Source organism: Acinetobacter ihumii (genome assembly GCF_900625095.1).
Taxonomy (GTDB): Bacteria; Pseudomonadota; Gammaproteobacteria; order Pseudomonadales; family Moraxellaceae; genus Acinetobacter; species Acinetobacter ihumii.
Genome location: NZ_LR130760.1, coordinates 532619 through 558108 on the forward strand (window position 1 = coordinate 532619; position 25490 = coordinate 558108).

Below are 25490 nucleotides of genomic sequence, written 5' to 3' on the forward strand. Positions count from 1 at the left end.
CACCAAATAAAACAATGAATGTCATTAGTTAATTTAAGGATGGGTCGGCATGCGTAGAGTGTCACGCACTACATTTTATTTTCCTGTACTGTGTTTGATCAGCTTCAGCTTTGTCTTGGCGGCATGCCACCGCTCTACACCGACAGAAAGCTCAAAAGCGGATACGACTGAGCACATTGACATGATCCAGCAGGATCTGGTTCACGTTTCAACAGGCGTTCTGGAACGTAAAACTGCCTTTACAGGTAGCATTCGAGCCACTCAACACAGTTCGATACAAGCTCAAGTTTCAGCCACAGCAACCCAAGTCAATGCCGAGGTCGGACAACAGATCAAAAAAGATCAGATTCTTGTGCGACTAAACAATCAGGATAACGCAGCCCGTTTAGCACAGGCGCAAGCCAATCTTGCCTCCGCACAAGCACAGGCCGATTTATCTCGCAATTTAATGCAACGTAAAAAAAGACTGTTGGATCAGGGTTTTATTTCACGTGTGGAATATGAACAAAGTCAGGTTGACTACAAAGCTCAACTGGAAACGGTCAATGCACAAAAAGCCAATTTAGATATTGCACGTAAGGCTGATCAGGATGGCATTATTCGCAGCCCACTGAATGGCGTGATCATCAAACGTGATGTTGAACCCGGTCAAACGGTTTCAGCAGGTCAAACCTTATTTGAAATTGTCAATCCTGAACGACTGGAAATTCAAGCCAAGCTTCCGATTGAACAACAATCTGCACTTGCGATTGGTCAAAAAATTCAATACACCATTCAAGGTCATTCAAGCCCCTTGTATGCTGTGTTAACCCGAATCTCCCCCGTTGCAGATCAAGTTAGTCGACAAATTGAGTTCTTCGCTCAACCGACCGAAAAAATTAATTCATTGAGTATTGGTGCATTTGTAGAAGGTTTTATCATCAATCAGAATCAAGTTCAGGGACAAATCATTCCTTTGGACAGCATTCAAAATATTGATCAATCCCCTTATGTGTGGGTGATTCGCCAGCAAAAACTACGTAAAATCAATATTCAGGTTTTAGAAAAACGTGTTGAAGACAACACCGCTGTCGTTTCAGGATTACAAGCCCAAGATACGATTAGTCGGGTTAAATTTGACAATGCTGATGAAAATAAGCGTGTCATCTTTTCAGATCAAACCGCTTCAAAACCAAATCCATAAGAAAGTGATTTCAGGACGCAATAACCATGTGGTTTACCCGAATTAGTGTCAAATACCCAGTCTTTACGATCATGATGATGTTTTGTCTCATGGTGCTTGGATTGGCATCTTGGCAACGCATGGGAGTAGAGGAATTTCCTGATGTCGATTTTCCTTTTGTGGTGGTATATACCAATTACCCCGGTGCTTCACCTGAAGCTGTAGAGTCTGAAATTACGAAAAAACTTGAAGATCAGATCAATACCATTTCAGGCTTAAAACAGATCACGTCACAATCCAGTGAAGGACTGTCGATGATTGTGGCCGAGTTCAATCTGGATGTTTCTTCAAGCGTGGCTGCACAGGATGTTCGCGATAAAATTGCAGTGGTCAAATCCAACTTTCGTGATGAAATACAGGATCCCGTGGTTGAGCGTTATGACCCTGCCAGTAATGCGATTCTGTCAGTGGTTTTTGAATCTGGTTCAATGTCCTTACGCGATTTTAGTTCCTATCTGGATCAACGAATTTTACCGCAACTCAGAACAGTGCCGGGTGTGGGGACAGTCAATTTGTTGGGGGATGCACAGCGTCAAATCCGTATTGAAATTAATCCACAACAGCTTCAAAGCTATGGAATTGGTATTGATCAGGTCATTAATACCCTAAAAAATGAAAATGTCGAAATTCCAGGCGGCACACTCAAACAGCCTGATTCTGAACTGGTCATCGAAATTCAATCCAAAGTGATTTATCCACATGGTTTTGGTGATCTGGTGATTGCCAATAAAAATGGCACGCCAATTTACCTAAAACAAGTCGCTAAAGTGGAAGACACTCAAGCTGAACTTGAAACAGGGGCTTATTTAAATGGTAAAGCCGCTGTGGCAGTTGATATTTTGCGAAGCTCCGATGCCAACGTGATTCAGGTGGTCGATAACACCTATAAAGTGCTGGATAAAATCAAAACCCAACTGCCTGAAGGTGCCAGTCTAAATGTTGTGGTGGATAGTTCCAAAGGTATTCGTGCTTCAATTAAAGATGTGGCTCGTACCATTATTGAAGGCGCACTACTCGCCGTTCTGATTGTTTTATTATTTTTAGGTTCTTTTCGTTCCACCATCATCACAGGTTTGACCTTACCGATCGCCTTGCTCGGAACTTTAACTTTTATCTGGGCATTTGGTTTTAGCATCAACATGATGACTTTATTGGCATTATCGCTGTGTATAGGCTTGCTTATTGATGATGCAATTGTGGTCCGTGAAAATATTGTACGTCATGCGGAGATGGGCAAAGACCATGTGACGGCTGCACTGGATGGAACCAAGGAAATTGGACTCGCAGTTTTGGCAACCACCTTGACCATTGTTGCGGTGTTCTTGCCTGTGGCGTTTATGGGCGGCATTATTGGACGCTTTTTCTATCAATTTGGGGTGACAGTCAGTATTGCAGTGCTCATTTCGATGTTTGTCAGTTTTACCCTTGACCCAATGCTATCTGCACATTGGCAAGAGAAAAAAACCAATAAGCCACCAAGTCGAATGAAGCGTTTTTTCAACTGGATTTCTCAAAAACTCGACAACTTAAGTCATGTCTATGAGTATTTGCTCAAACTTGCCTTACGCTTTCGTTTTATCACGATTTTAATTGCGATTGCATCGTTAATTGGGGCATTAGGATTATCTAAACTGATTGGTACGGAATTTGTCCCAACACCCGATAAAGGCGCAATTCGAATTAAATTTGAGACCCCTGTCGATGCTTCTCTTGAATATACGCAAGCCAAGCTCAATCAGGTCAACCAGATGATTCGTCAACATCCTCAGGTCAAATCGACCTATGGTGTCGTCAATGGCATGACGGATCGAGGGAAAAACCATGCCAGTTTAAGGGTAACCCTTAGTCCTCGAAATGAACGGAGCCAGACACTGACTGAGTTAAACAATGAATTTCGAGAACATTTAAATCGCGTGGCTGGAATCACCGTGACTTCAGTGGCGTCCGCAGATGAAACCGTGTCTGGCGGACAAAAGCCGATTATGATTTCGATTAAAGGTCCAGATCTGGATGAGCTACAAGGTATTTCAGATCGCTTTATGACTGAAATGGAAAAAATTAAAGGTGTCGTTGATCTTGAAAGTTCACTCAAGGAACCAAAACCAACCTTATCCATTCAGATTCGTCGTGTTTTAGCCAGTGATCTTGGGCTTTCGGTCAACCAGATCGCCAATACCATTCGTCCTTTAATTGCAGGTGATGATGTCACCACATGGCAAGATGAACGCGGTGAAACTTATGATGTCAATTTACGTCTGGCGGAACATAGTCGTGCATTGCCAAGCGATTTGGAAAATCTTTACCTGACCTCGTCTAAAACGGATGCCAATGGACAACCGATTTTAGTGCCTTTTGCAACTGTGGCAAAATTTGAACAAACCTTAGGGGCAGCGCAAATTAATCGCCGCGATTTAGCACGTGAAGTACTGGTTGAGGCCAACACGTCTGGTCGCCCTGCGGGGGATATTGGCAAGGACATTGATCAATTACAGAAGAACTTTAAACTGCCCGCTGGCTATAGTTTTGATACGCAAGGTGCCAATGCCGATATGGCTGAATCAGCCGGTTATGCACTTACCGCCATTACCCTGTCGATTGTGTTTATTTATATTGTACTGGGTTCTCAGTTCAACAGTTTTATTCACCCTGCTGCGATTATGGCATCCCTCCCGCTGTCTTTGATTGGGGTCTTTCTAGCGTTATTTTTATTTCAAAGCACCATGAATCTGTTTTCAATCATTGGCATTATCATGCTGATGGGACTGGTCACTAAAAATGCGATTCTGCTGATCGACTTTATTAAAAAAGCCATGGAGCGTGGAGAAACGCGTTACGATGCGATTATTCAGGCAGGCAAAACTCGTTTGCGTCCGATTCTAATGACCACCAGTGCCATGGTGATGGGTATGATTCCATTGGCTTTAGGACTAGGTGAAGGTGGCGAACAAAGTGCCCCAATGGCACATGCGGTGATTGGTGGGGTCATCACGTCTACCCTGCTCACGCTAGTCGTCGTCCCCGTGATTTTTACTTATTTGGACGATTTGAAAAATTTCTTATTGCGCCAAACCCGTAAATTAATGTCATAATCTGGGCTTTGTTGAATGAGGTGAAATCTTCATCTCATTTTTTATCGTATAATCTTGTGTTTTTATCGTGCTCATTTTAAGAGCCCACTTTTAGGACAGTTTCCATGCGCGCAAGCCGCTTTTTATTTGCAACGTTAAGAGAAACCCCAAATGATGCAGAAGTGATTTCGCATCAGCTCATGCTTCGAGCCGGGATGATTCGTAAATTGGCTTCAGGTTTATATACTTGGCTGCCGATGGGTGTACGTGTGTTAAATAAAGTTGAAGCGATTGTGCGTGAAGAAATGAACCGTTCTGGCGCGCTTGAAGTATTTATGCCCGTGACTCAACCCGCAAGTCTTTGGGAAGAATCAGGTCGTTATGTGCAATATGGCCCTGAGCTGTTACGCTTTAAAGATCGTCATGACAATCCTTTTGTACTGGGCCCAACCCATGAAGAAGTGATTACCGATCTAGCACGCAATGAACTGAAAAGTTATAAACAGCTTCCGATTAATTTCTATCAAATTCAGACCAAATTTCGTGACGAAATTCGTCCACGTTTTGGCGTGATGCGTTCGCGTGAATTCATCATGAAAGATGCTTACTCTTTCCATGTGGATCAAGCCTCTTTACAAGAAACCTATGACAATATGTATGACACCTATTGCCGTATTTTCACACGTCTAGGACTGGATTTCCGTCCTGTACAAGCTGACACAGGTTCAATTGGTGGTTCAGGTTCGCATGAGTTTCATGTACTGGCAGACAGTGGCGAAGATGATATCGTGTTTTCAACCGAATCCGATTACGCAGCAAACGTAGAAAAAGCCGAAGCCGTTTTAGTCGGTGAACGTGCTGCGCCAACACAAGCCTTGACGATTGTAGACACGCCAAATCAGAAAACCATTGCCGATGTGTGTGCCTTCTTAAACGCAGATCCAAAGCAATCGGTAAAAGCATTACTGGTACAAGGCAATGCTGATGAAACAGGCAAAGTGCCTGTGATTGCCCTGTTCGTACGTGGCGATCATGAGCTGAATGAAATTAAAGCTGAGCATCATGCATTGATTGCTGCGCCTTTAACTTTTGCCACTGAAGCTCAGTTGCAAGAACTTGGTCTAACTGCTGGCTATGTTGGCCCACAAGGTTTAGTTGAAAAAGGCGTGACAGTGATTGTTGACCGTGCTGCATCTGTCTTGTCTGACTTTATTGCGGGTGCTAACGAGACTGATAAACATGCTGTAGGTGTGAACTGGGAACGTGATGCACAATTGAGCGAAGTTTATGATCTGCGTAATGTGGTCGATGGCGATCCATCTCCAGATGGCAAAGGCGTATTACAAATCAAACGAGGGATTGAAGTCGGACACATTTTCCAACTCGGTCAAAAATACTCAGAAGCGCTGAACTGTACGGTTTTGGGCGATGATGGCAAACCGTTAACCGTCACGATGGGTTGTTACGGCATCGGGGTGACACGTGTTGTTGCTTCTGCAATTGAACAAAATTACGATGACAAAGGCATTATCTGGCCTTCTGCGATTGCTCCATTTGAAATTGCGATTGTGCCGATGAATGCACATAAGTCACCCAAAACACTGGAAGCGGCAGAAGCCCTCTATGCTGAATTACAGGCGCAAGGTTATGATGTGCTTCTGGATGATCGTAATGAACGCCCGGGCGTTAAATTCTCCGATCTTGAATTGACTGGGATTCCACATCGTATTGTGATTGGTGAAAAAGGCTTGGATGCAGGTACTTATGAATATAAAGGCCGCACTGATGCCGAGTCAGTCAATTTGTCTAAAGAAGAACTCTTGGCAAAGTTAAAAGCTTAATTTTATTTTAAAAACCAAAACCGTATCCTAAAATATCAGGGTGCGGTTTTTTTATGATCTAAAAACAGCTCAAACAAAAAAGCCAAACCGAAGTTTAGCTTTTCAATCAAATCAAATCAAATTGAATGGATTATGCGCCGGTTTGATATTCGGCTTGCGTTACTGCTGTTGAAGCTTGATACGGATGTTTAAAATCATTTAAACCTGCCGCAGCCTCATGAATATCTTTACCTTCTTTAACCACAAAGCTATCAAAACCAGAGCGTTTTAAATAGTTCAGGACATCTTTAAAAATATCCCCAACCGCGCGCAATTCACCTTGATAACCTTGACGGCGTAGCAACGCTGCAAAAGAATAACCACGACCATCATTAAAGCCTGCAAATTCAATCAAAATGGCATCTAAATCAGACAATGGAAATTCGTGTGTTTCAGGAGAATCATCTACGGTGATATACAGCGCTTTTTTGCCCTGAATATTGCTCAGTTGATCGAGTTGTGCGGTGGTAACCACCACATCACCTTGAGGTACAGTACCGTCCTCGGCGATGAGTTGGTAAGTATTGTCAGCAATCGTGCCATCTTTAAACAGCACCTGTAAGGCTGGATTAAGCATATGCACGCTCCTTAAATGGTTGAATGCCGACACGACGATACGTATCAATAAAACGTTCTTCGCTAGTACGTAAATCGAGATAGGTATTCAAAATTTCTTCAATCACATCAGGAATAACATCCGCAGCGAAAGATGGCCCTAAAATATCGCCAATCGAAGCATCATGATCAGAATTACCACCTAAAGTGATTTGATAGAATTCAGCACCTTTTTTATCAACACCCAAAATCCCGATATTACCGACATGGTGATGACCACAGGCATTCATACAGCCTGAGATATTTAAATCCAGTTGACCTAGATTATAAATGGTATCTAAATCTTCAAAACGGCGGGTAATTGCTTCTGAAATTGGAATCGATTTGGCATTGGCCAATGAACAGAAATCACCACCCGGACAGCAGATAATATCGGTCAAGAAACCAATATGCGCGCGCGCCATGTCATTTTGCTCAAGCGTTTGCCACAATTCAAACAGATCTTTTTGCGGCACATCTGCCAGTGAAATGTTTTGTTCGTGCGTGGTACGTAACTCACCAAAGGTATATTTGTCTGCCAAATCCGCAATCAGATTCATCTCTGCGGTGGTCATGTCACCCGGTGCAACCCCTGCACGTTTTAAATTAATGGTGACAATACGATAGCCTTTGACTTTGTGGGCATTGGTGTTGACATTAAACCATTGTTTAAATTTAGGATGTTCAGCAAATAACGCCGTAAAATCCTGATCTTCAAGATCTTGATAGTCAAACGGTGTAAAGACCTCATCCAGTTTTTTCAAGGTTTCTGGCTGGATTTTGAGGCTTTCACGGGTATGCGCAAATTCAGCTTCAACTTTTTCAGCGAAAACTTGTGGGGTTAAGGCTTTCACCAAAATTTTGATTCGCGCTTTATATTTATTATCACGGCGACCATGCAAGTTATACACACGCAATACCGCTTCTAAATATGCAATTAAATCTTCACGTGGCAAAAATTCACGAATAAAGCTACCAATCACTGGGGTACGACCTAAACCACCACCCACTTTGATTTTATAACCCATTTCCCCTGCTGCATTTTTAACAATATACACGCCAATATCATGAAATGACGTTGCGGCACGGTCTTTTTCTTCCAATGCAGACACTGCAATTTTGAACTTACGTGGTAAAAACGCAAACTCAGGATGGAAAGTACTCCATTGACGGATCAATTCACAGGTCGGACGCGGATCTGCAATTTCACCTGCCACTACCCCTGCATATTGGTCAGTGGTGGTATTACGAATACAGTTACCACTGGTTTGAATGGCATGCATTTGTACAGTAGCGAGTTCCGCCAGAATATCTGGTACATCTTCTAAAGCAGGCCAGTTCAACTGAATATTTTGACGTGTTGAGACATGTGCATAACCACGGTCATATTCGGTTGAAATTTCAGCAATTTTACGCAGTTGCGTAGAATTCATTAAGCCATACGGCACGGCAATACGAAGCATGGGTGCGTAACGTTGTACATAAAGACCGTTTTGCAGACGCAATGGACGGTATTCATCTTCAGTAAGCTTTCCAGCAAGATAGCGTTCTGTTTGATCGCGGAACTGAGCAACACGTTCATTGACCAGTTGTTGATCGAAATCAGTATATAAATACATGGCGTATGGCTAGTAGATTCATGGTAAAGGCGAATAGCATAACGAGCTTTGTTTCATCAACAAAATGCTTTTTTTGGATATTTAATAACGATTTTATTGATAAGACATTTTCTTAGTCGATTTTAATGAAAAAGCCCAGAATTGATCTGGGCTTTTCCGTTTATTTCAGATCGCTAAAGATTATTTCGTATCAGGTAAAGCATACGCCACCAGATAGTCACCCATCTTGGTGCCAAATGAACCATGCCCACCTGCCATCATCACCACATATTGCTTCCCATTGATTTCATAGGTCATGGGTGTTGCCTGTCCACCCGCAGGTAACCGCGCCTCCCAAAGCTTTTTACCATTACTCACATTAAATGCGCGTAAGTAATTATCCTGAGTTGCCCCCACGAACATGACATTGCCTGCTGTAGAAATAGAGCCACCTAGACCCGGCACCCCAATTTTCACAGGCGGTAACTGGAATAGATTTGGCAGACTGTCACGAATGGTACCAATCCGTTTTTTCCAAACCACTTGGTGCGTATTTAAATCCACACCCGCCACATAACCCCATGCTGGTTGCTTACATGGCAAGCCAATTGGAGACAGGAAGGCACTGATTTCAACACCATAAGGTACGCCATACATTGGCTGAACACCTTGTTCTGTTCCTGCACCTTTGGCAGTTTCTGCACGGTTTGGATCTTCTGGAATCAGACGACTGACAAATGGTAGACCAATCGGATTCATCACTGCGACCTGACGATCAGGGTTGACTGAAATACCGCCCCATTCAAATACCCCTAAATTACCCGGAAATACCAGCGTTCCATTTTCCGATGGTGGAGTATAAATACCATCATAATTCAGACGCTTAAACTGAATACGACACACCAGTTGGTCAAACATGGTACTGCCCCACATGTCTTTGTCTGTGAGTTTGTTTTGTGGCGCCAAATTTAGATCGGAAAAAGGTTGTGTTGCTGAATAATGTTCACCTTTGGTTTGTGGCCCACGTTTCACAGTCTGGGGTACAGGACGTTCCGTAATCGGTACAATCGCTTTACCATCACGACGATCCAATACAAAGACATTGCCTGTTTTGGTGGTGACATAAACCGCAGGCACCATTTGACCTGATTTGTCTTTTACATCGGCCAATGTCGGTTGTGATGGTACATCCATATCCCACAAATCATGATGGGTGGTTTGGAAATGCCAGATGAGCTTGCCTGTTGAGGCATTAATTGCCAGTACAGAGTTGGCATAACGCTCTTTCAGTGGGGTACGGTCACCGCCCCAGATATCAGGCGTACCGACACCGGTTGGAACAAAAACCACATCGGCTTTGGCATCATAAGCCAGTGGCGCCCATGCATTTGGTGAGTTATGTACAAAAGTCTGACCCGGTGCAGGAATGGCATTTGGATCTTCAGCACCTGTATCAAATACCCAAAGCAACTTGCCTGTATTGACATCGTAGCCACGAATCACGCCCGATGGCTCTTTGCTTGAGTAGTTATCAGTCACGGAACCCGCAATCACGATGGTCGTACCCGTCACCACAGGTGGTGAAGTTGGGTTATACCCCCCCGGATAGGCATAAGGCATATCTTTTTGTAGATCGACCTGACCATTGGTGCCAAAGTCAGAACACGCTTTACCTGTGTCTGCATTCACCGCAACCAGACGACCATCGTTGACTGGTAAAATGATTTTGCGTGGACATTCAGTTGAACTTGAGGTTTTATGTTGCAAACTGCTTGCAAAACCTTGGGTATTTGCAGCATCAAAATAAGAAACACCCCGACAAGTTAAATGCTGATAGCTTTTATCCGCTTTTAACTTCGGATCAAAACGCCATTTTTCTTTACCTGTTGCTGGGTCTAAAGCAATGAGCCATTGGTGTGTAGTACACATATACATGTCATTGCCAATTTTGATCGGCGTCACCTGATTGGTAGTTTCACCAGAATCATTTGCAGTTTTCAAATCGCCTGTACGAAATGTCCAAGCCACTTTAAGGTCTTTGACATTTTGTTCATTGATCTGATTCAGTGGTGAATAACGAACGCCTGCTTGAGTACGTCCATACGCTGGCCAGTCCTGTTCAGCCACGCCCTCCACTTTTTGTGCAGTTGCAGGTTGTTGATTTTGAATGATGCCATTAATTTCTTGTGGATCATTAAAAATCGAATATACCATCACCGCAATGGCAATCAGCAGTGTAGATGACAGGACAATCTTACTTGGCGCAGTATTCACCATACCGCGAGTAATGGCAGGAATCAGTAACCATAGACCGAATAAGCCTAAAATATCCAGACGTGGTGCCAATGCCCAGAAGTCTGTTCCGACTTCCCAGATTGCCCAAATGGTTGTACCCAGCATGAGTGCTGCATATAACCAGAGTGCTGAAGTGGAACGCTTGCCCAGCAAAATAGCAAAGGCAATGAACAATAGTCCTATTACCACATAATAAAAAGACCCACCTAAAAAGGTAAGCCAGAGACCTCCAGCGAGCAGAATCAACCCAAATACCATGGCAATAATCACGGTAAATGTTCTGAGTCCTGAGTGTGAAGATGGTTGAGTCATGATACCACCTCTATTCATTGATGTTTTTATAGAAAAATTAGAAAGCTGTTTGTAATTTAATGCCGGCTACCCATGTGTTATCGCCATTTTTATAAGCACCCACATGGCGTACATATTGAATATTGGGACGAATCGTCAGCCAGTTATTGGCATGAATACCGTAATACAGCTCGGTATTGTATTCTTCATCCTGATCGGTGTTTAAATCACCATTCACCTCAATCCGCGCAAACCCAATCGCCACATCATCCTGTGGACGTTGTTCAAATGGCCCTTTATAAACGAGGCCGATATTCTGCATATTTTTAACCGTATTGGTATCAGAATCATGCAGCGTGAGGTTAACAAACCCACTTAGCCCACGATCGGATTGATCATTAACACGAGTCAGTTGCTGTTTGGCAACCAGCCAACCGCCCTGTTTATGTGAAGTGTGTTGAGGATTGTTAATTTCTGCGGCATCTGCGGTGCTGTAATAATAGCCTAGACGATATTCGCCATTGAGTGCTTGCGCACCGAGTTTTGGCGACCAAACCACTTCAGCAGGAATAATGGCACCATGCGAACCATCAGTACTTAAATTAAAGCCTTTACCGCGTTCCAGATTTTCAGGATTGTATTCATACACGCCAATCTGGGTATATAAGTCGGGCTGCCAGTTATATTTGACACGTAATGCCCACTGACTGACAGGCCAGTTATACCATTGGTCACCGACCCAATTCCCGACTTGAGAACCGCATAAGGCAAGGTTTTGAAAATCACAGTCAAAGCTATTGAAATCTTCACCTTCACCAAAACGACCAACTTTAATATCCAGTGCCTGATCAAAAAATTTCTTTTTAATCCACAAATCTGTTAAACGCCAAGTTTGCCCACGTCCCCAGATTTCCTGAGTTGAACTTAAATGTCCATCTAAAGCAGGAGAAGTCTGGGAAAGTGAATGCCCATTACGTTCAGTCACGGTGATTTGCGCTTCGGTATCCTCCCAACCTGCAATTTTGCCTAGATCAAGATGCGCGCCGAATGAAAACTGATCGGCATATTCTGTACCATGATTCGAAGTTTTCTTTGAATCCAATACATTTGCCAATTCACCCGTATAACCAAAACTAAAGTCATAACCTTGTTGCTGTAACTCAGTACGTTTTCCATTCCAGTCGCCAAACATCCACGGACTTGAAGAATCAAATGCGGAAGCAGCATGTGTGGTTTGAAAAAGACTCAGTGTTAAAACAGATAAACAAGAAACAACTAAAGATGAATTAATTGTCATGTTTAGGTAACCTTTTTATTGATATATTTATACGTGAAAGATTACGCCAATTCTGAACATAACAATTTATTTAAAATGTTAATTACTTGTTTATCATTACTTTTATGCTGATTATCCGTTTAATTGATCACCAACTCCCCTCACCAAGCCCCTGTCCAATAAAATCATAGCGTGGCTGCGACCTTGAAAATTTAATTGGACAAGCCAATTGAGGTTCAGTTTGATCACTCTGCTCAGACAAAGGAACATCGACCACCCAAGCTCGCTCGGCAGCAAGAGGCGAATGTAAGGCCTCCTCAAGTGTCAAAACGGGTTCAACACAGACATCGAGTGCAGCGAATACTTGATGCCAATGGGCATAATCCTGAGTTTTAAATTGATCTGCCAATGCCTGTTTAACCAGTTGTCGATCATCAGGATGAAAAGATGCCCCTTTTTCTAATAAAATTGGCAATTGTAAGGCTGTGGCGAGTCCTGCCATAAATTGCGGTTCAAGACTGCCAACCGCAATGTAACGACCATCTTTGGTTGAATAATAGTCATAGAAACTGCCACCATTTAACATGGCTTGTTCAGGTTGCTGTGCCACGTCTGCGGCCAGACTTGCTGAAGCCGCCATATTGTTCAGTCCGACCACACAATCGGTCATGGAAATATCAATATATTGTCCCTGCCCACTTTGGTTTCGCTCTACCACTGCCGCCAGAATTCCGATCACCGCATGTAAAGACCCACCTGCAACATCAGCAATCTGAATACCCAGTGGCGGCGGCCCACTTTGGCTACGACCACTATGTCCCATAATGCCAGACAAGGCTAAATAATTAATGTCATGTCCAGCCCGATCCTGATAACTGCCTGTTTGTCCATAACCAGTAATGGAACAATAAATCAAACGAGGATTAAGCTGCGCGAGAGTGGCGTAGTCCAGCCCTAATCGCTGCATCACATTTGGGCGAAACTGTTCGACCACAATATCAAATTCTGAAATTCGGGATTTGATGAGATCAATACTGGCAGGGTCTTTTAAATCCAGTGCAATCGACTGTTTATTACGGTTGAGATAACTATGAGATGTGGCTTGACCATTGGCATAGGGTGGCATAATTCGAACCAGATCAGGACGAGTCGGTGACTCGATATGAATCACCTCTGCGCCCATATCCGCCAGATACATCGTTGCAAAAGGTCCGGGCAATAAAGTTGAAAAATCCAGTATTTTTAATCCGTTTAATGCTGTTGTCATGCTTATTTTCATCCTAAAACTATTGTATTTTTAGCGATCTTAGGGATATAAAAGAATCAAAACAATGTCATGTTCAGCCATTTACCTTGATCATTTCGGCAATTTAACATGTGAATAGTGATTTACAGTTGTTGTAAATCGCCAATTGAACATTTTTTAAGGTCATTTAGGTCAATCAAAAGTGAACATAAAAGAGACTGAAGGATTTAACATGAGTCGCGATACCATTAGCATTCATTTCGTGAATGCGGCTTTGACTGGTGTTAAACGCCTCGGCATGGATGTCGAAACCTTACTTTCCCATGTAGGTATTGAAGCCGAATTGCTCCGTCAACCCAAAGCACGTATTTCACCTGAACAATACACACGTTTTATTAAAATGCTGTGGATGGTGACGCAGGATGAACATGTTGGTTTTGATGTTCAGCCCCGTCGTTTAGGCACTTTTGCCATTATGTGTCAGTTGATTATTCATGCAAAAACACTAGGCGAAGCTTTAGATTTATCTTCTCAATTTTATAAGCTGTTTGGTGATGAATGGTCGGTTACGTTAGAACGTGATAAACATGAAGCGCGCCTAGTGCCCATGATTCCCAAAACACTTGACCCAGATCATTTTATTACTGAAAGCATGCTCATGATCTGGCATGGTCTAGCATCATGGTTAATTGAACGCCGCTTGCCACTGGAACGTGTTCACTTTGGTTATCCTCGACCTGCGCATGCCGATGAATACGATGCATTGTTTTTTGCACCTGTCATGCAGTTCGACATGCCACGCACTGAAATTACCTTTGCAGCGGACTATCTGGATTTACCAATTCGTCAAAATGAGAAAACGCTGGAAGAATTTTTAAAAGCTGCCCCTGCCCAGCTTTTAGTGAAATTTAAAAATACCAACTCCCTGACTTCGCGTATCCGTGATGTACTCAAAAGCCAGATTGGTGAAGAAATGCCAACGCTGAATGATGTGGCATCCATGCTTTATCTTTCTCCACAAACGCTACGTCGTCGACTCGCCACTGAAGGCAAAAGCTATCAAGGTGTGAAAGATGCTTTGCGTCGTGATGCTGCGATTCATTTATTATTAAACCCAGACCTAACCCTAGAAGATGTCGCACAACAGGTAGGTTTTAGTGAAACCAGTACCTTTCACCGTGCATTTAAGAAATGGACTGGGGTAACACCGGGTTTATATCGTCAGTTACATGGGTATCATTAAATCTCATTGATTATAAATGTAAAAAGTCTGAGCCTAGCTCGGACTTTTTCTTTTTAAAATTGGCAAAAATCATCATCGAGTAGATGACCTTATCGTCATTGTGTTAGCACCAAAAACCATTACACTCAAGACATAAAAATATTTAAGGTCATAAAAGGAATAATGATGAGCGAGGCGTATATCATCGATGCCATCCGCACTCCACGTGGAAAAGGAAAAAAAGATGGTTCACTTTATGAAGTCAAACCAATTACGCTGGTCACCACTTTACTCAATGAACTACAACAACGTCATCAATTCAACACCTCAAAAGTCGATGACATTGTACTGGGTTGTGTCACCCCAATTGGTGATCAGGGCGGTGATATCGCCAAAACTGCTGCGATTGCCGCAGGCTGGAATGACGACGTGGCAGGTGTGCAAATCAATCGCTTCTGCGCATCAGGCTTGGAAGCCGTCAACTTGGCAGCTCAAAAAGTCCGTTCAGGTTGGGAAGATATTGTCGTTGCAGGTGGCGTAGAATCGATGTCACGTATCCCCATGGGTTCAGATGGTGGGCCTTGGGCACTTGATCCTGAAACTAACTTAAAATCGTCTTTTGTTCCCCAAGGTGTTGGCGCAGACTTGATTGCAACTCTGGATGGTTACAGCCGCGCAGATGTTGATGCTTTTGCAGTCGGCTCACAACAAAAAGCGGCGGCAGCACAGGCAAATGGTCATTTCGATAAATCTATTGTCCCTGTCAAAGACCATACAGGGGTCACGATCTTAGAAAAAGATGAATTTATCAAAGGAAACACCACAGTTGAAGGCTTGGCTAAATTAAATGCCAGCTTTGAAATGATGGGACAAATGGGCTTTGATGCCGTTGCTTTACAAAAATATCCTGAAGCGCAAAAAATCAACCATGTCCATCATGCAGGTAACTCATCAGGCATTGTTGATGGTGCTGCGGTGGTGTTATTGGCTTCTGAAAAAGCAGTTAAAGAACAAGGTCTAAAACCTCGTGCCAAAGTATTGGCAACCGCATTGGTCGGTACTGACCCCACCATTATGTTGACTGGTCCTGCGCCTGCGGCGCGTAAAGCATTAGAAAAGGCAGGCTTAAGCATTGATGACATTGATCTGTTTGAAGTGAATGAAGCCTTTGCAGCTGTGGTGATGCGCTTTATCAATGAACTGAATGTTCCAGTTGAGAAAGTCAATGTCAATGGCGGTGCGATTGCGATGGGACATCCATTGGGTGCAACAGGTGCGATGATTCTAGGCACTTTATTGGATGAGTTAGAGCGTCAAGGTAAAAAACGCGGTCTAGCGACTTTATGTGTCGGTGGTGGGATGGGGATTGCCACGATTATTGAGTTGGTGTAAAGCACTCAACACCTCCCTGAAATATGAGACTCGGAAACGTCATTCGCAACCTGCATAGCATCTACAATGTATTGTTTCTGCGATAAATTGTATAAATGAAAGAATTGAACAGGTTTTGCGAATGACAATGGTTTTGCCTACTTTTGCCGAAACAAAAGTAGGTCGAACTGAAGGTTTATCCTGAAACTAGATGAGAGCTTAATAAGACTCTGCGGTGCTTATCTTTACTTCCGCAGATTGCTTACGATTAAGCTCATAAAATATTGGACGATGATGTATGAGCGCAATTAAATACGAAAAAAACGCGGATAATATAGTCATTCTTACCCTTGATTCATCGGGTCAATCTGCTAACACCATGAATGCAGAATTTAGAGATTCTTTAAATGAAGTCAGCCAAAAGCTTAAAGCTGAAAATGATCTGAAAGGCATTATTTTCCGTTCAGCCAAGAAAACATTTTTTGCAGGCGGTGACTTGGATGAACTGATTCAGGTACAACCTGAACATGCTACTGAATTTTTCAACATGATTGAAAAGCTCAAAGGCGATTTACGCGCGATCGAAACTTTAGGTGTGCCTGTAGTTGCTGCCTTAAACGGTACAGCGCTCGGCGGTGGTTGGGAAATCGCTTTAGGTTGTCATTATCGTATTGCCATTAATGATCCAAAAACTAAATTTGGTTTACCTGAGGTGACTTTAGGTTTACTGCCGGGTGGTGGCGGAATCGTGCGTATGGTACGTTTGCTCGGCTTACAGAATGCATTTCCCTTCTTAATGGAAGGTAAGCAATTTAGTGTCGATAAAGCAAAATCTCTTGGTTTGGTGCATGACACTGCTGAAAATGAACAAGAGCTGTTAGATAAAGCAATTGCTTGGGTCAAAGCTAATCCGAAAAGTCAGCAGCCGTTTGATGTCAAAGGCTACAAAATCCCGGGTGGCAGTCCAAGTACGCCAGCGGTTGCGCAAGTGCTTGCAATTGCTCCTGCGATGCTGCGGGACAAAACCAAAGGCTGCTACCCTGCCCCAGAAGCGATTATGGCAGCAGCAGTAGAAGGCGCGCAGGTAGATGTCGATACCGCACTACGCATTGAATCCCGTTACTTTGCTCAACTCGCAGTTGGTCAAATTTCAAAAAATATGATCGGCACATTCTGGCATGGTCTAAATGCAATTAAATCAGGTGCAAGTCGCCCTGCTGATGTTGCAAAATGGCAAGCCAAGAAAGTCGGGGTGTTAGGCGCGGGCATGATGGGTGCAGGGATTGCCTACTCAACCGCAATTAAAGGCATTCCTGTTGTTCTGAAAGATGTATCCATTGAAAATGCTGAAAAAGGCAAAGCTTACTCACAAAAATTATTGGATAAACGTGTCTCTCAAGGTCGTATGAGCGCAGAAAAACGTGACCAAGTGTTAGCGCTGATTACTGCGACCGCGAATGCAGCAGATTTGCAAGGCTGTGATTTAATCATTGAAGCGGTATTTGAAAATCAGGAACTCAAAGCCAAGGTGACTCAAGAAGCTGAACAATATTTAGCTGAAGGTGGAATTTTTGCCTCAAATACTTCAACTTTACCAATCACAGGCTTAGCAACAGCCAGTAAAGATGCCAAAAACTTTATTGGTCTACATTTCTTTAGTCCTGTCGATAAAATGCAATTGGTCGAAATCATCAAAGGCAAACAAACTTCTGCTGAAACGTTGGCAAAGGCCTATGATTTTGTACAACAAATTGCGAAAACGCCAATCGTGGTCAATGACAGTCGTGGCTTCTTTACCAGTCGTGTCTTCGGTACATTCATTCAAGAAGGTATGCGCCTACTTGCTGAGGGCGTACATCCAGCAAAAATTGAAATGGCGGCACTCAAAGCAGGGATGCCTGTGGGCCCACTTGCCATTCAGGATGAAGTCTCTTTAACTTTGACTGAACATGTTGCAAGCGAAACCCGTAAAGCGCTACAAGCGGAAGGTAAAGATTTACCGAAAACTTCTGTCGATGAGGTGGTTCATACCATGATTCATGAACTGAACCGCAAAGGCAAAGCAGCAGGCGCAGGCTTCTATGATTATCCTGAAAATGGCAAAAAACATTTATGGGATGGACTCAGCCGTTGGACGAAGGAAAATTCGATTTCTGAACAAGATATGATTGATCGTTTCTTGTTTGTTCAAGCACTTGATACCTTACGTTGTTATGAAGAAGGCGTTTTAGAATCTGTGATTGATGCCAATGTCGGATCGATTTTTGGAATTGGTTTTGCACCATGGACAGGTGGTGCGATTCAGTTCTTAAATCAATATGGCATTGAACAATCGCTTCAACGTGCTGAACAGCTCGCTGCACTATATGGTGAACGTTTTAATCCACCACAATTATTAAAAGACAAAGCCGCGCAAAAGCAAATCATTTCATAAATGGTTGAACGTTATGGCGCATGTAATATCCAAGTTAACATGCGCCTTTTATCTTATTGTATTTTATAAACTTTAGATTAAATTCCGCCTTCTTTTTCAATTTTGTGCTATAACAGCCACTTATTTTTCTTTGTTTATTTTGACGGTTGGACTCATTTATGAGTAAATCATCTTCTGGCAATGATTCTGAATCCACAGCTTTAGGCTGGAAATTTATTATCATTGTGGCAGCCATAACCACCATTTTTTTTACTTTTTTATATTTGGCCATGTCCAGTGAACCTGACTATATGCCGAATCAGGAAGCGAAAAAAGGTCACTATCAGCTTAAAACGACACCACAACAAGCCGCTGAAAATCAGCAAAATCAGGAAACCCCGATTCAGCCATCAGTACATTCTGATCAATCTTCGCAACATCAAGCTCAGCCTTAATTCTGGAAAATATCATGTCAGCAATACAACGTCAGGCACTTATCGTTGAAGGCGGTGGTATGCGCGGTGCTTTTACTGCGGGTGTACTCGATGCCTTTTTGGAACAACAATTTAATCCGTTTGATCTATATGTCGGCGTGTCTTCGGGCTCCACCAATCTTGCCAATTATCTGGCGGGTCAAAAAGGTCGTACGCTTCAGTTTTATATTGATCACTCTCTCCGTCCAGAATTTATTAGCTATAAACGCTTCTTAAAAGGTGGTGATTTGCTCGATTTGGAGTGGATGTGGCACGTTGGCGAAGCAGAATACCCACTTGATCAACACAAACTTTTTGCTCAAAATCCTGATTTTTATATGGTACTGACCCATGCACAAAGCGGGCGGGCTGAGTATTTACGTGCAGGTCGAGATAATCTGCTGGATGCTTTAAGGGCATCGAGTACCATTCCTGTATTGACTCGCCAACCTGTTCAAATTATGGGTGAACCGTATTTTGACGGCGGTGTTGCCGATGCATTACCTGTACAGTGGGCAGCGCAACAAGCAGATGTCAGCAAGCTGATGGTGATTCGTACTCGTCCGCAGCAATATTTTAAAGCCAGTAGCCGAGGCGATCAGTTTCTGGCGAAATATATCGTAAAGAATCATCAGGGCTTTGCCTTGAGTCTAAAACAACGCTGTTATCGTTATAACGATTCGGTCAGTTTTTTACGTCAACCCCATTCAACTCAGCATCCGCAACAGATTTTAGAAGTTTGTGTTCCTCAGCAAAAAGGACTGGCCAATCGCCTGTGTAAAGACCGCAATAAGTTGCAATATACCTATCAAGTCGGTTTAGAAACAGGCTTTGCTGCGATTGAGCAATGGAAAAAATTGCCCTAAACGGTTAAAAGATCAGGCTTCTGCCTGATCTTGCCAAAAGACCAAACGATTGGAAAATGGATCACTGACCGAAAGTTCTAAATTGCCCCACGGCATTGTTTCAATCTGTGGTTTAGCAAATCTGGCATTTTGATTGTTAAGCTGCTCAGCGAACCTTTCTAAATCTGGCTGATGCAAACGCACTAAAGCACCCGGACTACAGTCGCCATAATGTTCCGTTAAATGTAAGCAATATTGATCTTTTGAAATTTGCAGATAAAACGGAAAATTTTCTTCAAATTGATGCATCCAATCCAGTTGAAAACCTAGAAAATCCAGATAAAAAGCTTTGGCTTTTTCGACATCGAATATGCGCAACACTGGAATAATCGTTTGATTTGGATTCATTTTCTCAAGCTCATTTTATTAAAAATACAATCGATTCCTTTCATAGATTGCTTTTATAATCTCTTAAGTTTTATTTATTTTTCAAATAGATAAATAAACGAGACCAATAAAAGCAATCTAAAGTTCATCAACCTCAATGAGATGTCACTTCACTTAAAGATAGAAACATCTCACTATGCGGAATCCCGCAATCATCATAAATTTCGCCACGTTGCGTAAAGCCTAAACGCGCATAAAAACCTGTTGCATAGACTTGCGCAGACAATTTTAAATCAGGCAATTTTTGCTGTTGGGCATGATCGATGATGGCTTGCATCAATTGATTTCCGATATTTAAACCTCGATAGGCTTTTAAAACAGCCACTCGCCCAATACTACGATTTGCAAGCAAACGTGCTGTCGCAATCGGTTGGGTATCCTGATAAACCACAAAATGCTGCGAGATTTCATCCTGATCATCCCATTCTTCTTGCTCAGGAATCTGTTGCTCCTCAATAAACACCCTCGTCCGAATGAGTTTGGCATCGTGTTGTAAGCTGTTCCAATCGCCTGTTTGCATATCCAGTTGTAAATCACGCGTAGTTTTATCCATCATTTAACATTTACACCCAACATTCTCAATCGCAATTTGGTCATTTAAAAGCAATTCTAGCGTTTGTTTTTCAATGCCATACATTTGCTTGAGCGCCTGAATCTGCTGCAAAATCTGAGCATCTGGCTGGTCAATCTCTTTACGTTTGGTCGCCAGAATCATTTTATTTTTACTGGTATGCTCTAAAGAGACAAACTCAAACACCTTGACCTCATAACCATAAGCTTTGAGTAATAAAGCACGCAGTGAATCGGTCAGCATTTCAGCTTGTTGCCCTGCATGAATGCCAAACTGTAACATCGGCTTTAACACGGCTGGACTGTGTAATTGTGGTCGTAATTCTTTATGGCAACACGGCGCGCACATAATCATGGAAGCGTTTAAGCGAATACCTGTATGAATCGCAAAGTCAGTTGCAATATCACAAGCGTGTAAAGCGATCATCACATCCAGATCATTGGTCTGGTAGGTTCTGACATCACCTTCAAAAAAATCAAGCTGATCAAAGCCTGCTTTTGCCGCTACATCCTCGCAAAATTCAACCAAATTGGAACGTAACTCAACGCCCGTTATTACAGGCTGAGTGTTGGTCTGCTGCTGTAAATAATCATATAAAGCAAAAGTCAGGTAGCCCTTGCCCGAACCAAAATCCACAATTTTGATCTGATCTTTATTCAGGTCAATCTGTTCATAAGCATGCGAAAAAATTTCAATAAATTTATTAATTTGCTTCCATTTTCGTGCCATGGCAGGAATCACTTTACCATTATTTTCCGTAATACCTAAATACTGTAAAAATGGACTGGCCTGATCTACAAAACGCTCTTTTTCACGATTATGTTGTTGAGTCGGTTTTGGATGATTTGACGCTTGTGGGCTGAGTTGCTGAATATTCAACATGGCTTTTTTCTTGTTCTTTTTGAGTTGAGCCTCAACATTCAGCGCAAATAAATTGGATTGTTTACATAAAGGGATAAGTGCTTGAATCACATAAATTGACTCATTTAACTCATAATTTTTAGTCACATCTTTGGTTTTATAATGATATAGAGCACTGAGTTTGGTGTGTTGCTGTAACTCAACCAAGCGAAAGGTGATTTTTTCAAGTTCCACCTCACTACCTTGATATTGACTCAAAATCAGTCGTTCAAACTGCTGAGCTTGAATGGTTTGTTGTATCAATTCAATAAATTGCTGTTCTTGAGGAGCATCAATTGCCAAAGTGGACATAGTCAAAACCTTATTTATTTGCAGCTCTAGTTTAAAACGTCTTACTTTAAAAACAAAATTGAATTACTATACACTTGTACTTTTAATAAAATGATCTAAAAATGTCACAACTCCCTGTCCTTGATTATGATCCGATTGAAGAACAACTCAATGCATGGAGTCATGCTGCTGGCGCTGTACTCGCCATCATTGCCTCCATTTTTTTATTGATCAAGGGACATGACTTACACACAGGTCAATGGATTGGCTTATGGGCCTACTGTTTCAGCCTGATTTTAGTGTTTAGCAGTTCTGCGCTGTATCATTTTGCTAAAACCAAAGAAAAACGACATTGGTATAAAAAACTCGATCATACCGCGATTTATTATCTGATTGCAGGAACATATACTCCTTTTCTGATGATTGCCATTCCAACCCAAAAAGCGCACTACCTACTGATTGCACTCTGGGTCATTGCTTTGATTGGAACACTTTTCAAATTAATTTTCATTCATCGCTTTCAAAAAATTTCGCTCATTGCCTATTTACTCATGGGATGGACCGCTGTTCTGCTTATTGATGATATGCAACGATATTTAAGCAAAGATGCCTTATTCTTTTTAGTGACTGGCGGGTTAGCTTATACGATCGGAGCATTGTTTTATGCGCTAAAAAAGGTAAGATATACCCATGCAATCTGGCATGTTTTTGTATTGATGGGCGCAGGATTACAATTCCTCGCGATCTATTGGTACGTGATCTAGTCTATTTTGAATGCCATGGTCAGCGACCCTGATCGGTATTGAATATTTGGACTAGATTTCTTTCATCAGTCCTTTTTATTGCTCCTTGGGGGAGAAAAAATAAAGAGGGTTTAAACAGTGATGAAAGAAATCAACTACTCGTTATTTTTTTAAGAAATTACGCCTTTTTTAAAAAGATTACGCTTTTAAAAACTAATTTTTTTATTTTTACGAAGTGTAAGGTTCCTTTATGGCGTCATCCTCTACCTCTGCAACCACAGCACCTGCTGTTGCCAGTAACTCAAAATTCCGTGTCTTAACTGCGAGTCTCGTTGGAACAACGATCGAGTTTTTTGACTTTTATATTTATGCCACCGCGGCAGTACTCATTTTTCCGCATCTATTTTTCCCAGCAAGTAGTGGCAGTGCTGCCATGCTACAGTCGCTTGCAACTTTTGCCATTGCCTTTATTGCGCGCCCGATTGGTGCTGCACTGTTTGGTCATTTAGGGGATCGTATTGGTCGTAAAGCAACATTAGTTGCAGCCTTGCTCACTATGGGAATTTCAACCGTCTGTATCGGTCTACTACCCACCTATGCTCAAATTGGAATTGTTGCGCCATTATTGCTCGCGCTTTGTCGTTTGGGTCAGGGCTTAGGACTCGGTGGTGAATGGAGTGGTGCTGTACTGCTCGCAACCGAAAATGCCCCAGAAGGTAAACGTGCATGGTATGGCATGTTCCCACAATTGGGTGCACCCATTGGTTTTATTTTAGCCGCAGGTTCATTTTTAACGCTTGGTGCATTAATGCCAGATGAAGCATTTATGCAATGGGGATGGCGTATTCCATTTATTGCCAGTGCAATTTTGGTACTGGTCGGTTTATATATCCGTTTAAAACTGCATGAAACGCCTGCTTTCCAAAAAGTATTGGATAAGCAAAAAGAAGTCACTATTCCGTTTACTGAAGTTGTCACTAAACACAGTAAACAGCTGCTACTCGGTACAATTGGTGCAGTTTGTACTTTTGTGGTGTTTTATCTGACCACTGTGTTTGCATTGAACTGGGGAACGACACATCTGGGTTATGCACGTGGACAATTTCTGGAAATGCAATTATTAGCAACCTTATGCTTTGCTGCATTTATTCCACTTTCTGCCATTCTTGCTGAAAAATTTGGTCGTAAAATTACCTCTATTGGGGTTTGTCTTGCAGCGGCTATTTTTGGTTTGTTCTTTGCTGATTTGCTTGCATCAGGCAGTACCTTAATGGTGTTCCTGTTCCTGTGTATTGGCTTATCCATTATGGGACTCACCTATGGCCCGATTGGTACTGTACTTTCAGAGTTATTTCCAACCTCAGTGCGTTATACAGGTTCAGCACTTACCTTCAACTTAGCAGGTATTCTAGGCGCATCTTTTGCACCGTTAATTGCCACCAAGTTAGCTGAAACTTATGGCCTACAGGCAGTCGGTTATTACTTAACAGCGGCTTCAATTTTATCGCTGATTGCGTTCTTATTGATCCGTGAAACCAAAAATGAAGATGTGAATAATCAAATTTAATCGCATTTGAGAAAAAGACCAGCGTTTGCTGGTCTTCTTATTTCGATGTCTAAAATGAAAATTTTTACTCTAAATTAACTCAATAATATCAATGGTTGGTGGTACGCGAAATCGAAAAGGAATCCCGACCATGCCTGTACCTACAGTCACAAAAACATCGGCATGTTCATGCTCATAAAAGCCTTTTTTATGACCTAAAATCGAGACTCTTTTCATAATGTAATTGGTGATCCAAGGCAGTTCCACTTGTCCCCCATGCGTATGTCCAGAGAGCATTAAAGGTCGCATTGGAAGCTCTGGCACCATATCCACCGTATCGGGGTTATGCGATAAAATCAGCCAAGGTTTATCCTGCGGCAGTTCCGGCATAAATCGCATATCTGTTTTACCTGCCCATAAGTCGCCAATGCCAATCAAACGAAATTCATCAAACTCTACAATTTTGCCTTCAATGTCAATCACATCATTGACCTCTAAGGCATGTTTGAGTAATTCCTGAATTGGAGGACCAGGATATTGTTCATCATGATTTCCCGGAACAGAATAAACAGGTACCTGTATCTGCCGCAACATGTGTAATTCTTCAGCCAATTTATGTTCAGGTTCATAAGTCCAATCGCCTGCCACCACCACAATATCAGGCTGAGCTTGGTTCAACTTTTTGACAATCATGTCTAGCTGACGTTCGTGCCCAGAGTACAGTCCGATATGTAAGTCAGCAATTAACGCAACCTTGAAAGGCTGGGAAAATGGTTGATCAGGATTTAAACGATACTGATGATGATGCACATGCACCAAATGTGGCTCAATAAAACGCGCATAAATTAAAAAAGTACTGAGTAAAAAGACAAAAATCGCCTGATGTAGCGAAAAATACCCTGACCAACCTGCATAGACACTAAAAATAATCAGCGGGAAAAGTAAATAAGATAAATAGAACACCAATAGATGAATAAATGCTTTAAACGGATGAATGGTTTCCGTGCATGCCTGACTCCGCCAAGCTTGGGAAATCGCCCAGATTGCAAGAACAACAAAAATCAGATAGAAATAAAAAATAATCGAATTAAAATCCAACATAGATCTTCTCAAATAGACTCAACATCTTTGGTCTAGGCATCAACAGTGAAGCAGTGTGGCGAAATGCCTTGCTATTTCGGTTATTTATCTTTGGTCA

General features: G+C 42.3%; 19 protein-coding genes. 10 read left to right on the forward strand and 9 right to left on the reverse strand.

Translation table 11 applies throughout. From position 1 onward, the window contains the following. Positions 1-49: 49 nt before the first annotated feature. The 3 genes from E0D95_RS02455 to E0D95_RS02465 all read left to right on the forward strand — a co-directional run bounded on the left by E0D95_RS02455 (position 50) and on the right by E0D95_RS02465 (position 6131). Entirely contained in the window at positions 50-1183 is a 1134-nt protein-coding gene (locus tag E0D95_RS02455; protein ID WP_130802383.1) for an efflux RND transporter periplasmic adaptor subunit, read from the forward strand. A 26-nt stretch (positions 1184-1209) separates the two neighbouring features. Further along, positions 1210-4311, forward strand: a complete 3102-nt coding sequence (locus tag E0D95_RS02460) for an efflux RND transporter permease subunit (RefSeq protein ID WP_130802384.1) — start codon at positions 1210-1212, stop codon at positions 4309-4311. 104 nt (positions 4312-4415) lie between these two features. Beyond that, a complete protein-coding gene (locus tag E0D95_RS02465) occupies positions 4416-6131 on the forward strand; it encodes a proline--tRNA ligase (RefSeq protein WP_130802385.1) in 1716 nt (571 codons plus the stop codon). Positions 6132-6261: 130 nt separating this feature from the next. Here E0D95_RS02465 and E0D95_RS02470 read toward each other — a convergent pair whose 3' ends face one another. From E0D95_RS02470 to E0D95_RS02490, 5 genes are all read right to left on the reverse strand, one after another. Continuing rightward, on the reverse strand, positions 6262-6747 hold the full coding sequence (locus E0D95_RS02470) for a DUF934 domain-containing protein (RefSeq protein ID WP_130802386.1): 486 nt from the start codon (positions 6745-6747) through the stop codon (positions 6262-6264). Further along, positions 6740-8383 (reverse strand): nitrite/sulfite reductase, encoded by a 1644-nt coding sequence (locus E0D95_RS02475; RefSeq protein ID WP_130802387.1) that lies wholly within the window; start codon positions 8381-8383, stop codon positions 6740-6742. Before E0D95_RS02475 ends, E0D95_RS02470 begins: the two co-directional genes overlap by 8 nt. 180 nt (positions 8384-8563) lie before the next feature. After that, positions 8564-10969, reverse strand: coding sequence for a glucose/quinate/shikimate family membrane-bound PQQ-dependent dehydrogenase (locus E0D95_RS02480; protein ID WP_130802388.1), 2406 nt, complete (start codon positions 10967-10969; stop codon positions 8564-8566). 37 nt (positions 10970-11006) lie between these two features. Then, entirely contained in the window at positions 11007-12245 is a 1239-nt protein-coding gene (locus E0D95_RS02485) for a carbohydrate porin (RefSeq protein ID WP_130802389.1), read from the reverse strand. A gap of 127 nt (positions 12246-12372) precedes the next feature. Further along, positions 12373-13491 carry a CaiB/BaiF CoA transferase family protein gene (locus E0D95_RS02490; RefSeq protein WP_130802390.1) on the reverse strand — a complete coding sequence of 373 codons (1119 nt, stop codon included), beginning with the start codon at positions 13489-13491 and terminating at the stop codon, positions 12373-12375. A 211-nt stretch (positions 13492-13702) separates the two neighbouring features. On the opposite strand from E0D95_RS02490, the gene E0D95_RS02495 reads away from it, so the two are divergent. The 5 genes from E0D95_RS02495 (at position 13703) to E0D95_RS02515 (ending at position 19815) form a co-directional block, all read left to right on the forward strand. Then, a complete protein-coding gene (locus tag E0D95_RS02495; RefSeq protein WP_130802391.1) occupies positions 13703-14713 on the forward strand; it encodes an AraC family transcriptional regulator in 1011 nt (336 codons plus the stop codon). A gap of 165 nt (positions 14714-14878) precedes the next feature. Continuing rightward, entirely contained in the window at positions 14879-16084 is a 1206-nt protein-coding gene (locus E0D95_RS02500) for an acetyl-CoA C-acetyltransferase (protein ID WP_130802392.1), read from the forward strand. A 277-nt stretch (positions 16085-16361) separates the two neighbouring features. Further along, on the forward strand, positions 16362-18497 hold the full coding sequence (locus tag E0D95_RS02505) for a 3-hydroxyacyl-CoA dehydrogenase NAD-binding domain-containing protein (RefSeq protein WP_130802393.1): 2136 nt from the start codon (positions 16362-16364) through the stop codon (positions 18495-18497). A gap of 158 nt (positions 18498-18655) precedes the next feature. Then, positions 18656-18931 carry a hypothetical protein gene (locus E0D95_RS02510; protein ID WP_130802394.1) on the forward strand — a complete coding sequence of 92 codons (276 nt, stop codon included), beginning with the start codon at positions 18656-18658 and terminating at the stop codon, positions 18929-18931. Between the two features lie 14 nt (positions 18932-18945). Next, positions 18946-19815 carry a patatin-like phospholipase family protein gene (locus E0D95_RS02515; RefSeq protein ID WP_130802395.1) on the forward strand — a complete coding sequence of 290 codons (870 nt, stop codon included), beginning with the start codon at positions 18946-18948 and terminating at the stop codon, positions 19813-19815. A gap of 12 nt (positions 19816-19827) precedes the next feature. On the opposite strand, the gene E0D95_RS02520 is transcribed toward E0D95_RS02515, so the two are convergent. From E0D95_RS02520 to E0D95_RS02530, 3 genes are all read right to left on the reverse strand, one after another. Then, positions 19828-20202: a glyoxalase superfamily protein gene (locus E0D95_RS02520; protein WP_130802396.1), complete on the reverse strand. Its 375-nt coding sequence runs from the start codon at positions 20200-20202 to the stop codon at positions 19828-19830. 133 nt (positions 20203-20335) lie between these two features. After that, positions 20336-20797 (reverse strand): GNAT family N-acetyltransferase, encoded by a 462-nt coding sequence (locus tag E0D95_RS02525; protein ID WP_130802397.1) that lies wholly within the window; start codon positions 20795-20797, stop codon positions 20336-20338. Next, positions 20798-22024, reverse strand: coding sequence for a class I SAM-dependent methyltransferase (locus tag E0D95_RS02530; RefSeq protein WP_130802398.1), 1227 nt, complete (start codon positions 22022-22024; stop codon positions 20798-20800). It lies immediately after the preceding gene. Positions 22025-22125: 101 nt separating this feature from the next. Between E0D95_RS02530 and trhA the strand changes: the two genes are divergently transcribed. Both trhA and E0D95_RS02540 read left to right on the forward strand, forming a co-directional pair. Continuing rightward, entirely contained in the window at positions 22126-22767 is a 642-nt protein-coding gene (gene trhA, locus E0D95_RS02535) for a PAQR family membrane homeostasis protein TrhA (RefSeq protein ID WP_130802399.1), read from the forward strand. 229 nt (positions 22768-22996) lie between these two features. After that, entirely contained in the window at positions 22997-24313 is a 1317-nt protein-coding gene (locus E0D95_RS02540; RefSeq protein WP_130802400.1) for an MFS transporter, read from the forward strand. Positions 24314-24382: 69 nt separating this feature from the next. Here the strand turns inward: E0D95_RS02540 and E0D95_RS02545 are convergent, their stop codons facing one another. Beyond that, the gene (locus E0D95_RS02545) at positions 24383-25393 is read right to left on the reverse strand and encodes a metallophosphoesterase (RefSeq protein ID WP_130802401.1); all 1011 of its coding nucleotides are present in this window, start codon (positions 25391-25393) and stop codon (positions 24383-24385) included. Positions 25394-25490 lie beyond the last annotated feature (97 nt).

What these genes read in the sequence shown, in the direction of transcription:
- E0D95_RS02455 (WP_130802383.1), top strand. Translation starts at nt 50, where the DNA reads ATGCGTAGAGTGTCACGCACTACATTTTATTTTCCTGTACTGTGTTTG.
- E0D95_RS02460 (WP_130802384.1), top strand. Translation starts at nt 1,210, where the DNA reads ATGTGGTTTACCCGAATTAGTGTCAAATACCCAGTCTTTACGATCATG.
- E0D95_RS02465 (WP_130802385.1), top strand. Translation starts at nt 4,416, where the DNA reads ATGCGCGCAAGCCGCTTTTTATTTGCAACGTTAAGAGAAACCCCAAAT.
- E0D95_RS02470 (WP_130802386.1), bottom strand. Translation starts at nt 6,747, where the DNA reads ATGCTTAATCCAGCCTTACAGGTGCTGTTTAAAGATGGCACGATTGCT.
- E0D95_RS02475 (WP_130802387.1), bottom strand. Translation starts at nt 8,383, where the DNA reads ATGTATTTATATACTGATTTCGATCAACAACTGGTCAATGAACGTGTT.
- E0D95_RS02480 (WP_130802388.1), bottom strand. Translation starts at nt 10,969, where the DNA reads ATGACTCAACCATCTTCACACTCAGGACTCAGAACATTTACCGTGATT.
- E0D95_RS02485 (WP_130802389.1), bottom strand. Translation starts at nt 12,245, where the DNA reads ATGACAATTAATTCATCTTTAGTTGTTTCTTGTTTATCTGTTTTAACA.
- E0D95_RS02490 (WP_130802390.1), bottom strand. Translation starts at nt 13,491, where the DNA reads ATGACAACAGCATTAAACGGATTAAAAATACTGGATTTTTCAACTTTA.
- E0D95_RS02495 (WP_130802391.1), top strand. Translation starts at nt 13,703, where the DNA reads ATGAGTCGCGATACCATTAGCATTCATTTCGTGAATGCGGCTTTGACT.
- E0D95_RS02500 (WP_130802392.1), top strand. Translation starts at nt 14,879, where the DNA reads ATGAGCGAGGCGTATATCATCGATGCCATCCGCACTCCACGTGGAAAA.
- E0D95_RS02505 (WP_130802393.1), top strand. Translation starts at nt 16,362, where the DNA reads ATGAGCGCAATTAAATACGAAAAAAACGCGGATAATATAGTCATTCTT.
- E0D95_RS02510 (WP_130802394.1), top strand. Translation starts at nt 18,656, where the DNA reads ATGAGTAAATCATCTTCTGGCAATGATTCTGAATCCACAGCTTTAGGC.
- E0D95_RS02515 (WP_130802395.1), top strand. Translation starts at nt 18,946, where the DNA reads ATGTCAGCAATACAACGTCAGGCACTTATCGTTGAAGGCGGTGGTATG.
- E0D95_RS02520 (WP_130802396.1), bottom strand. Translation starts at nt 20,202, where the DNA reads ATGAATCCAAATCAAACGATTATTCCAGTGTTGCGCATATTCGATGTC.
- E0D95_RS02525 (WP_130802397.1), bottom strand. Translation starts at nt 20,797, where the DNA reads ATGATGGATAAAACTACGCGTGATTTACAACTGGATATGCAAACAGGC.
- E0D95_RS02530 (WP_130802398.1), bottom strand. Translation starts at nt 22,024, where the DNA reads ATGTCCACTTTGGCAATTGATGCTCCTCAAGAACAGCAATTTATTGAA.
- trhA (WP_130802399.1), top strand. Translation starts at nt 22,126, where the DNA reads ATGTCACAACTCCCTGTCCTTGATTATGATCCGATTGAAGAACAACTC.
- E0D95_RS02540 (WP_130802400.1), top strand. Translation starts at nt 22,997, where the DNA reads ATGGCGTCATCCTCTACCTCTGCAACCACAGCACCTGCTGTTGCCAGT.
- E0D95_RS02545 (WP_130802401.1), bottom strand. Translation starts at nt 25,393, where the DNA reads ATGTTGGATTTTAATTCGATTATTTTTTATTTCTATCTGATTTTTGTT.